Origin of the sequence: Nostoc sp. S13 (assembly GCF_029379315.1) — a bacterium.
GTDB lineage: Bacteria > Cyanobacteriota > Cyanobacteriia > Cyanobacteriales > Nostocaceae > Nostoc.
This window is the reverse complement of the sequence record NZ_JAQYWQ010000174.1, coordinates 1-10,350: the sequence shown is the minus strand read 5'-3', so window position 1 is coordinate 10,350 and position 10,350 is coordinate 1. Positions and strand designations below refer to the sequence as shown.

General features: G+C 42.2%; 6 protein-coding genes and 1 pseudogene. 6 read left to right on the top strand and 1 reads right to left on the bottom strand.

The features are described 5' to 3' along the window. Positions 1-477, bottom strand: a pseudogene (locus PUQ00_RS30675) (hypothetical protein); the annotation flags it as partial. Positions 478-1,252: 775 nt separating this feature from the next. Here PUQ00_RS30675 and PUQ00_RS30670 point away from each other — a divergent pair. The 6 genes from PUQ00_RS30670 to cysW all read left to right on the top strand — a co-directional run bounded on the left by PUQ00_RS30670 (position 1,253) and on the right by cysW (position 10,279). Then, complete coding sequence (locus PUQ00_RS30670; protein WP_300423568.1) at positions 1,253-2,632, top strand: glycosyltransferase family 1 protein; 1,380 nt, start codon at positions 1,253-1,255, stop codon at positions 2,630-2,632. Positions 2,633-2,913: 281 nt separating this feature from the next. After that, positions 2,914-4,662 (top strand): NFACT family protein, encoded by a 1,749-nt coding sequence (locus tag PUQ00_RS30665; RefSeq protein ID WP_300423566.1) that lies wholly within the window; start codon positions 2,914-2,916, stop codon positions 4,660-4,662. Positions 4,663-5,438: 776 nt separating this feature from the next. Then, positions 5,439-6,218, top strand: coding sequence for a class II glutamine amidotransferase (locus PUQ00_RS30660; RefSeq protein ID WP_300423565.1), 780 nt, complete (start codon positions 5,439-5,441; stop codon positions 6,216-6,218). A 979-nt stretch (positions 6,219-7,197) separates the two neighbouring features. Next, the gene (locus PUQ00_RS30655; RefSeq protein ID WP_300423563.1) at positions 7,198-8,391 is read left to right on the top strand and encodes a sulfate ABC transporter substrate-binding protein; all 1,194 of its coding nucleotides are present in this window, start codon (positions 7,198-7,200) and stop codon (positions 8,389-8,391) included. Between the two features lie 171 nt (positions 8,392-8,562). Beyond that, positions 8,563-9,414, top strand: a complete 852-nt coding sequence (gene cysT / locus PUQ00_RS30650; RefSeq protein ID WP_300423570.1) for a sulfate ABC transporter permease subunit CysT — start codon at positions 8,563-8,565, stop codon at positions 9,412-9,414. After that, a complete protein-coding gene (gene cysW, locus PUQ00_RS30645; RefSeq protein WP_300423561.1) occupies positions 9,401-10,279 on the top strand; it encodes a sulfate ABC transporter permease subunit CysW in 879 nt (292 codons plus the stop codon). Before cysT ends, cysW begins: the two co-directional genes overlap by 14 nt. Positions 10,280-10,350 lie beyond the last annotated feature (71 nt).

The following is a 10,350-nucleotide window of genomic DNA, read 5'->3' as shown; positions in this document are numbered from 1 at the left end:
AACGCTTTTATCTTTGAGGATGTCAGCGATGTCTTTGACGTAGGGTGTGGCTGCTGTTCCCAAATTCCCCAAAGCTGATGCCGCACTGTAACGAACTTCAGCCTCAACGCTTTTATTTTTGAGGAGATTGGCAGCAATTTTTGCAATATCTCCTAGTTCCTTCTCTAAAGATTTTAAATTTTTCAGTTTATACTTACCTAATTTATCCAAAGCCAACGTCTTCACCTTGGGATAGTCATCATTAAGGGCTGCCATAATACCCTGAATCTGCCATAATTCTGGCTTTGGCTTTGGTTCTTCTTCAGCGTTTACCCAATTAAGTGAAAAGACAACAGTCAGTAAACAAGTAAAAAGAAACAGGAAAACGCGAGATAACCTGCGACGGTTGCAGAAATTTTTGGGCATGATGGGGAGACAGAACAAAAGGCTCTGAGGTGACGGTGATGCGAGTCGTTGTCTCCAGTAAGGTGAAGTCATACCCAGAAATACCGCAACTATTTATAGTTTATTAGTGTAGCAGCGATCGCCCGCAGCCTAGAATTTGTCAGATATGGTGCGATCGCTTTTAGTCAGCAAGGTGTTAAATAGATGAATGCGATCGCTGTTCTCTGATCAACAACAAACAGCAATTCCAAATTCAAAAGTTTAGAATGAGTCAGTCGCTGGAGAGAGTACTGAGTCAACCCCAACTCTTGGAGACGCTACGCGAACGGGGAATTCAAAATTCAAAATTCAAAATTCAAAATTCAAAATTCAAAATTCAAAATTAATAATCCCCATAAATCAATTTAGCGCAAAGTCTGAGCGGAGGTTTCCGACACTCGCGGACTCGCTAACGCTGCGCTATCCGTTGGCGCAGCCCGCCCCAGGCATCATAACTTTGTAAAAGAGGGGCTTGTACCCTTTTCGTTTTCGGTCATTAAGAGGATGTTTGAAAAGTATTCGGCGAAGAGAATTCGCTCCCTAGTGGCAAGGCTAAATTTGTGCAATTTACGATTCCTATCTCTGCATAATGTAAATGAAAAAATATAATTTTCATCTATCAAAAGTATGAGATATATACATAGCAATTTTTTATATCTAAAGAAATCTAATACAAATAAAGTATACTTCTGGCAGAAGATGTAAATAAAGATTAGACACAATACATTAAAATCAATATTAATCAAAGTTTCTAAACAATTCAGGGAAGTGTGCTATACACGAACTTGGAACAGGCTAAAACTTTGTTAAAATCAGCAACACACAAACTATGAACTCTACCACCGAAAAACGTATTGCCTTGATTTCCGTCCACGGAGACCCGGCGATTGAAATAGGGAAAGAAGAAGCTGGGGGACAAAATGTTTATGTGCGCCACGTGGGTGAAGCACTAGCGCAGCTAGGATGGCAAGTTGATATGTTTACCCGTAAAGTGAGTCTGGAGCAAGACTCGATTGTTAAACATAGCGACAATTGTAAAACTATTCGTTTAAAAGCTGGCCCGCTTGAGTTTGTGCCACGAGATGAAATTTTTGAATATCTGCCAGAATTTGTGGATAATTTCCTCAAATTTCAAGAAGAAAATGATATTACATACGAGTTAGTTCACACTAACTATTGGCTCTCTAGTTGGGTGGGGATGGACTTAAAGAAAAAGCAACAGAGTAAACAGGTTCACACCTACCACTCATTAGGAGTGGTGAAGTATAACACTATAGAAGAAGAAGATATTCCTCTGATTGCTAGGAAGCGATTAGCAGTGGAAAAAGAGGTGTTGGAAAAAGCAGAGCGAATTGTGGCGACAAGTCCGCAAGAAAAAGAACATATGCGATCGCTAGTTTCCACTAAAGGCAATATCGACATCATTCCCTGCGGTACAGATATTCAGCGCTTTGGTTCGATTGCACGAGAAGCAGCTAGACATGAATTGGGTATTGAGAAAGAAGCGAAAGTTGTATTATATGTAGGACGTTTTGACCCACGCAAAGGTATAGAAACCTTGGTGCGTGCAGTAAACGAGTCTGGGCTACGCGACTCCAACAATCTCCGGCTAATTATTGGTGGTGGTAGTACTCCAGGTAACAGCGACGGTATAGAACGCGATCGCATTGAGCAAATCGTCAATGAATTGGGGATGAGTGACTTTACAACTTTTGCTGGTCGTCTGAGTCAAGATATTTTGCCAACTTATTACGCAGCTGCGGATGTTTGCGTTGTTCCCAGTCACTATGAACCCTTTGGACTTGTGGCGATCGAAGCGATGGCAAGTGGTACACCAGTTGTGGCTAGTGATGTCGGCGGACTTCAGTTTACTGTGGTTGATGAAAAAACTGGTTTATTAGCAGCGCCACAAGATGTAGATGCCTTTGCGTCTGCCATTGACCGAATTCTTTTAAATCCAGAGTGGCGAGACGAATTGGGTAAAGCCGGTAGAAAGCGCGTCGAAGATAAATTTAGCTGGGATGGTGTAGCAAATCAACTGAGTGAACTTTACACCCAACTGTTGCAACCACAACCAGTAGCGTCAACAGCAAAAGAACTAGTGCAGTCAACAGCGGAATTAGTGCAATCAACAGCAAAAGAACTAGTGGAGTCAACAGTCGAATTAGTGCAGTCAACAGTAAAACAGCCAGTTTTGGTTGCTAAATAATTCTCTTGCGTAACAGAGATAATGGTGAGTGGGTAACTCGGAAGTAAGCAATAATTTTCTTTTCCTAGTCCTCAGTCACCATTACTCAATCATTTCTTCTAAATATTTCTTTAGGGTGAGTGATTTCCACTATTGGTTCACTGATAGATTTCTGCATTTTTTTATTCGCAGGTACGACCAAACCAAGTAACCGCTATGATAGTTGAGGTCTACTATGCTTTGACTAAACTAAGATAAAAGCATAGCGATCGCTACCATTTGAATCTTAAGAACTAATCGCTTTGCAACCAGTTGACTTTACCACTCTCACAGCTGCTTGTAGCGAAATCCGCGCTAACTGGCTACCATCACGCTTAGAACAGGTTTACCAGCGCGATCGCTACACTATTGCGATGGCGTTACGCACCCTGAAACAGCGAGATTGGCTAGAGATTTGTTGGCATCCCCAAGCTACACATATTTGTATCGGTGATCCACCACCGCGATCGCCAGATACCTTCACCTTTAGCCAACAACTGATACACCAACTGGGTGGTTTGGCACTGGTGGCTATTGAAGCGATCGCCCCTTGGGAGCGTGTTATTGATTTGCAATTTGCCCGTCGTCCTGGGGAAAGCGCCCTCTATCATGTCTATGCAGAAATCATGGGCAAGTATAGCAACGTCATTCTCACCGACGCCAGCAATATAATTATCACCGCCGCCCATCAAGTCAGTCAGCAACAATCTAGTGTCCGTCCCATCCAAACCGGACAACCTTATGAAACACCACCGAAACTGACTGGAACTGTCCCCAGTTTGAGCGAGTCCCAAGAACGTTGGCAAGAACGGGTAAGTTTAGTGCCAGGAGCAATTAAGCGGCAATTGCTAAAAAGTTATAGTGGCTTGAGTGCAGCACTACTGGAGTTAATGCTGTTAGAAGCAAATATCGCACCAGAAACATCCACCGATAGCCTCAACCCCGACGACTGGCAACGGCTGTTTGAGCGTTGGCAAGAATGGCTGCAAGCCTTGGATGACAGTAAATTTCAACCCGCTTGGACAAAAGATGGTTATACCGTAATGGGTTGGGGTGCAGTTGAAAACGTCAAAGATATCCAGGAGTTGCTCAACCGCTACTATACTGACCAGATCAATCAACAGCTATTTTCTCAATTACGCCATCAGTTGAGTCAGAAATTAAATAATATTCTGACGAAATTACGGAATAAAGCTCAAACCTTTAAGACGCGCTTGCAGCAATCAGATCAAGCTGATGAGTCTCGACAAAAAGCTGATTTATTGATGGCTCACCTGCAAAACTGGGAACCGGGGATGAAGGAAATTATCCTTGCTGATTTTGATACAAATTTGCCAGTAGCGATCGCTCTCCAACCAGATAAGAATGCTGTCCAAAATGCCCAAAGTCTTTACAAACAGCACCAAAAGCTAAAACGCGCTCGTGCTGCTGTGGAACCGCTACTATTGTCAGTGCAGACAGAAATTGAGTATTTAGAACAAGTAGAAGCTGCGATCGTTCAGATAGACAATTATCAAACAGCAGAAGATTTGCGAGCTTTAGAAGAAATCCGCGAAGAGTTGATTGGGCAAAAGTATCTAGAAGATCCAGAATACCGCAAGAGCAACGCCAATGAAGCCCCCAGCACTAACTTTCATCGTTACCTTACCCCTGGCGGCTTTGAAGTATTAATCGGTCGCAATAATCGCCAGAATGACCAATTAACCTTTCGTGTAGCAGGGGATTATGACCTATGGTTCCACGCTCAAGAAATTCCAGGGAGCCATGTGCTGCTACGTCTAGAACCAGGTGCTGTTGCAGAAGAAGCTGATTTGCAATTTGTAGCGAATCTTGCCGCCTATTACAGTCGCGCCCGTCAGAGTGACCAAGTGCCAGTAGTTTACACTCAGCCAAAACACGTCTACAAACCCAAAGGAGCAAAACCGGGAATTGCCATTTACAAGCAGGAGAGCATCCTCTGGGGAAAACCACAATTAACAATTCAAAATTCAAAATTCAAAATTCAAAATTGAGGCGATTGGGCATTGGGCATTGGTTATTCTTCTTGTCTCCCCTGCTCCCCCTGCTCCCCCTGCAATCTGCTGAATTATCCTGATAGATAGAGGCTTTTAAGCTTTATTTATATCTTTTTTTCATGAATATTCATGAAAAATCTGTGTTGACTGTTACAATATTGTTAAGAAAAGTTACCCCTTGCATTTTGAGAACGCGCAATTGGGTTTTAACTCTCTTGAGAAGACAACGCAAAAAAGATTTTCTAGACCAGCTGTGGGAGGCTGGTCTTTTTGTATTTAAAGTGCTTATACATTGGTTATCCGATAATATCGTGTCCGGTTAAAGACTTATCATTTAGACCGCAGGGGGCAGGGGGCAGGGGGCAGGGAGCAGGGGGAAAGAGGCTTTTGGGATTTTTGCACAGATGCGGTAATTATAAGTGATTAACCGGACTTGATATAACTCATTACAAACGCTTTGAGCACTTTTTGAGCATCTTATAGTTAGTAACTTCAAGCCTCTAAAAGACCTATTATGAGAGAGATAAAGAAGAGAGATTTTCCAGATACCGTGAAAAGTCAGGAAGTCAGTTATAGTTAAAGTTGTTGGACTATCGGTTATGAGAACTTTTGGTATAAAGATGGAATGTATGCCCTTGGTACATCAATAGTATTTTTTAACGAACGAAAAATGTCAGGTTAAATACGCTTTTAATTTACAAAAAGCTCTAAGATAGTACGCTAATGGTATGAATAATCTTATTAATGGCTGAAAAATTTGCTATGACGTTATTATGTGCCAATTGCTTGGAATGAACTGCAATGTTCCAACGGATATTTGCTTTTCTTTTGAAGGGTTTTCTGCACGGGGAGGAAAAACGGATGATCATCGCGATGGTTGGGGCATTGCTTTCTTTGAAGGAAAGGGATGTCGGATGTTTTTAGATGCCCAACCTTCTGTTGTTTCTCCGGTAGCAGAGTTTGTGCGGAGTTATCCCATCCACTCAACCCATGTCATAGCCCATATCCGCAAAGCTACTCAGGGTGAAGTTGCCCTACACAACTGCCATCCTTTCCGCAGAGAATTGTGGGGTCAATATTGGGTGTTTGCCCACAATGGTAATTTGCCAAATTTTGACCCGGAAAATTTGGGCTTTTATCAAGCCGTAGGTGACACCGATAGTGAAAAAGCATTTTGTATGATGCTAGAAACATTGCGATCGCACTTTCCTGAGGGTAAGCATGACATAAAAGAATTGTACCTTGTGTTGAAAAAAATTAGTGATGTAATTGCCAAGTTAGGTATATTTAATTACTTGTTATCCGATGGAAAACACTTGTTTGCTTATTGCTCAACCAAACTCAGCTACATTATTCGCCAAGCGCCCTTTGCAGCTGCCCATTTAATTGACCAAGACATGACCGTAGATTTTCGGGAAGTGACTACTGAACGTGATCGCGTTGCTGTGATTGCTACCACACCCCTGACTGACAATGAAGTTTGGACACAAATCCAACCGGGAGAGTTATTAGTTTTTCAGGACGGGCTGCCCTGGAAATATGCATTCACTTAAAAATAAGTAGTTACTAGATTTTTCCCATTTAGATACTTTCTAGATGGGTTTTGTTTTTCGTACTTTTCATCTTGAGTAATTTACATTTGTTTCAGGTAATAGACTCGATATTTAGGGGCACATGCCACGTTCCTAGTCTCTGACTAGGAATGCCCTCTGCAAAGCAAAGCCTTACTTCCTCGCCACAGAACCGCAAGAAAAAACATTTTCTTCTTATACCTGTAAATGAGCTTATATAAAAGGTTTCATCTTCAAGCGTAAGCAGGGATAAGGACACTTAAGCTCAAGCCAGTTGCTAATAATAACGCAGAGGTTTTAGTTGAGGCGGGCTTTAATTGCAGAAATCGCTGTCTGGCTGGTCGGGAAACTTGTAACTTCTTGGCTTGCAGATGTGTCATGGAAGCTGGATGTTGTGTAGTTGTTTGATTAAAAACGGTACTCCGATCAAGTTACCGTTGTTTATCTTGAGAAAGAGACTATCAGATTAATTCTCGAAATTCAACTTTTTAGTATAAAAAGTTTTATTTCCACTCATAAAACTCGTACTTAAAACATGTAATATTGATTATTTGTGAGCTTCTATAGAACCAGTTGCCTAAGCTTATAGTCTTACTAAGGCTGATTTTTTACAGCTTTAGAAATAATTGGTATAAAATATCTGACTAATGTTTCATTGGAGCATGAGAGCAGAGGGAAATAACCAATGCCCAATTCCCTAGCAAGTTGCTTGATAAGGAAAACTGCTGCGATGCCGTTCGCAAAGCGTCTCGTAGAGAAGGCGGGCTGCGCCTACGCAATTTGATAGTTGAAAATAAAAGCATTTGTAATTCCTCACAAAACTGGTAGAATCACCATGTTCTTGATAAAGAATGTGATGTTTTTTGGTGTTTGCAACTAGATACATGCAATCATCCAGTATGATAAACACTATATAACGGTATTACCATCAATTATCTGTAGATTTAGTGGAGAAAATAGAATGAATTTGTGGCAACGCCCACTGAAAAGGTTACAAGCGATGTCTTACGACAAGCTGCTTCGCGTCTACGCTGAACATAGAACATATCGGTTCAGACTGAATTCGCTCAAAAGCTTTGTATCACTCTTTCTGGTAGGTACTGTATTGAGTGTGGCGCTTGCCGCCTGCTCCGGTGAAACTGGGAGTAATTCTGGGAGTAATTCTGGGAGTAATTCTTCCACGCAACCTCCTATTGCTAGTCCTGTTGCTGCAAACAAAGATAATGTTGAATTAACTCTTGTGTCGTTTGCAGTTACCAAAGCGGCTCACGAAGCAATCATTCCCAAGTTTGTACAACAGTGGAAGAAAGATCATAACCAAACTGTCGTTTTCAAGCAAAGTTATGGCGGTTCTGGTTCCCAAACTCGCGCCGTTATCGATGGCTTGGAAGCAGATGTTGTCCACTTGGCGCTAGCTGGAGACACCTCAAAGATTGAGAAGGCTGGATTGATTCAGCCAGGATGGGAGAAAGAAGTTCCCAACAATGGTATTGTTTCCAAATCAGTGGCAGCATTAGTCACGCGTCCAGGAAATCCTAAAAATATCAAGACCTGGGAAGATTTATCTAAAGACGGTATAAAACTAATTACCGCTGATCCTAAAACATCAGGAGTTGCTCGCTGGAATTTCTTAGCTCTTTGGAATTCAGTGATTAAAACTGGTGGAGATGATGTTAAAGCGACTGCGTTTGTTACCAAAGTGTACAAAAATGTGCCCTTGCTGACTAAAGATGCCCGTGAAGCGACTGATGCTTTTTTCAAGCAGGGTCAAGGTGATGCCCTAATTAACTATGAAAATGAGATTATCTTGGCAGAAATAAAGGGTGAAAAGTTGACTGCGATCATCCCTGATGTCAATATCTCCATCGACAATCCCATCGCCGTGGTAGACAAAAATGTCGATAAGCATGGTACTCGTGAAGTTGCTGAAGGTTTTGTCAAATATCTATATACTCCAGAGGCTCAACAGGAGTTTGCAAAATTGGGATTCCGACCGGTGGATGAGACTTTGACTCTCAGTAAAGAAGTTGCAGATAAATTTCCTAAAGTGAAAACTTTGGGTACAGTTGCAGACTTCGGCGGTTGGGATGGAATTAATAAGAAGTTCTTCGCAGATGGAGCTATTTTTGACCAGATTCAAGCCAAAAAAAAGTAATTAGTCAAAATAATTTGTAATTCGTAATTCGTAATTGAAGGATAGACCAACTAACTTGCTTTCGGCACGCTGCGCGAAGATTTGTGGGGTAATAATTACGAATTACGAATACTAACAAAAAACTTTTTTGAATTTTGGATTTTGAATTCGGAGCGAAGCGACGTGACGAGTATATCTCCCTCTGTAGAAGTGGAACGCAATACACCATTCTGGAAGAAATTGGGGCGGGTTCCCTGGACTTGGCGAATCACCATTACATACCTGACGGTGATGTTATTTATCCCCATCGCTGCCATGTTCCTGAAAGCAAGTACGGAAACTCCGGCGAGATTTTGGGCGATCGCAACCAGTGATATCGCATTAGCTACCTACAACGTAACTTTTTTTACAGCAATATTTGCTGCCTTACTCAATGGCGTATTTGGGACTCTGATTGCTTGGGTTCTGGTTCGCTACAACTTTCCTTTAAAACGCTTGATTGATGCCACAGTGGATTTACCCTTTGCGCTGCCAACATCGGTAGCAGGGCTAACTCTGGCAACAGTTTACAGCAATAATGGCTGGATAGGTTCGCTACTAGAACCACTGGGAATTAAGGTGTCTTTTACCCGCACGGGAGTAGCGGTGGCAATGATATTTATCTCACTACCTTTTATCGTGAGAACTGTGCAACCTGTGCTTCAGGAAATGGAACATGAAATTGAAGAAGCCGCTTGGTGTTTGGGTGCTTCTCAATGGCAGACTTTCTGGAAAGTGATTTTGCCACCTTTATTTCCGACGATTTTAACTGGTGTTGCCTTGGGTTTCTCCCGTGCAGTTGGGGAATATGGTTCAACTGTAATTATCTCTTCCAATACGCCATTTCAAGATTTGATTGCACCTGTGCTGATTTTCCAGCGCTTAGAGCAGTATGACTATTCTGGTGCAACAGTAATTGGCATAGTTTTACTATCAATTTCATTGGTACTGTTATTAGCAATTAATTTCTTACAAACATGGGCAAGGCGATATGACAGTAGATAAGCCAAGTTTTCACTCATCTTCTGGGTCTGATGCAGAAATAGCCAAGCCTAAAGAGCACAAGAGTTGGGTGCCAATAGTTTTAATTGGTATAGCGATCGCTTATTTAGCTTTGGTTCAATACATCCCAGCAATCAACGTTTTTGTCCAAGCTTTCAGTAAAGGAGTTGGGCCATTTCTATCGAACCTGACGCGGCCAGCCTTTCTCCATGCAGCTTGGCTGACGCTATTGCTAGCTTTAATTGCTTTACCTGTGAATACAGTATTTGGGTTATGTGCAGCTTGGGCGATCGCTCGTCATAAATTTCCTGGACGCGCCATAGTTTTGAGCATTATTGACCTGCCCTTTTCGATTTCGCCCGTAGTCGCAGGATTGATGATTGTGCTACTCTACGGTCGGAATGGGTGGTTTGGCCCTTGGCTCCAGGCACATGATATCAAGATTGTCTTTGCTTTTCCAGGTATGGTACTGGCCACAGCGTTTGTGAGTATGCCCTTTGTCGCCCGCGAAGTAATTCCTGTTTTAGAGGAATTTGGTAAGGATCAAGAAGAAGCTGCTAGAACTCTAGGTGCGAAAGATTGGCAGATATTTTTGCGCGTCACCCTGCCCAGTATCCGTTGGGGCTTACTCTACGGTTTAATTTTGACCAATGCCAGAGCAATGGGTGAATTCGGGGCGGTTTCGGTGGTCTCTGGCAACATTGCTGACCAAACGCAGAGTTTACCACTGTTTGTAGAAGACGCTTACAAACAATACGAAACCGAAGCTGCTTTCTCTGCGGCTGTACTGTTAGCGTTGCTAGCAGTAGTAACCTTGGTGCTGAAAGAGATTTTGGAACGGAAAACCAGCATTAAAGATGTTGAATAGAAAAATCAATCGATTATATAGGACTCCTATTTGATTTCTGAACAAGACTAAGAGAGAATACGGAGAGGTTT